Origin of the sequence: Streptomyces sp. CBMA29, assembly GCF_014596445.1 — a bacterium.
Taxonomy (GTDB): domain Bacteria; phylum Actinomycetota; class Actinomycetes; order Streptomycetales; family Streptomycetaceae; genus Actinacidiphila.
The window spans coordinates 1-699 of sequence record NZ_MECL01000275.1 but is presented as its reverse complement, the minus strand read 5'-3'; the positions used below and the strand labels follow the sequence as shown (position 1 = coordinate 699).

Genomic DNA, 699 nt, shown 5'->3' with positions numbered 1-699 from the left:
CTGGAAGAGGGCGGCGCGCCAGGGGAGTTGGCGGAGGCGGCGGTCAGGGCGCTCGGGGAGCGGGCGGGTGAGGCGCTGCGGGAGGACCCGTGGCTGGTGCTCGGGCTGCCCGGCGTGCGGGTGGACCCTGCGGACGCCTTCGCCCGCGCCCTGCTCGGCGCGCGATGTCGCCCGGACGACGAGCGGCGGGCGAACGCGCTGGTCGGCTGGCTGCTGGAGCGCGCCGCCGAGAAGGGGCACACGGCCCTGCGGTCGGCGGAGCTACAGACGGAGCTGGCGGCCCGCGCCGTACCGGACCCGGCAGCCGCCGTGGCCTCCGCCGTGGCGGACGGCCAGGTGCTCGTCTTCCCCGAGCACCCCGAACACCCCGCGCACCCCGCGCACCCCGCGACGGCCTCGGAGGCCGCGAACGAGGAGGACGACGAGGACGGCGCGGCGGACGTACCGCTGCTGATCGGCCTCGACCGGTACGCGCTGGCGGAGGAGAGCCTGGCGGACGGCTGCGTGCGGCTGCTGCGGTCCTTCGAGGGCGACCACGACGCGGACTGGGAGAAGGCCGCCGCCGCCGCGCCGTCGAAGTCGGCGGCGGAGCTGATCAGGGCCGCCGCGGGCAGCGGCCTGGTCGTGCACTCCGGCGGCGAGACGGCCCGCGAGGAGCCGACCGCCCTGGTGGCCGCGGCGCGCGCGGCGGGCCTGCGG

Annotated in this window: 1 protein-coding gene; it reads left to right on the top strand. The window is 78.8% G+C overall.

Translation table 11 applies throughout. The annotated features are described in order from the left end of the window. On the top strand, positions 1 to 699 hold a 699-nt coding region (locus BGM09_RS37085), incomplete at both ends, for a helix-hairpin-helix domain-containing protein (protein ID WP_317453039.1).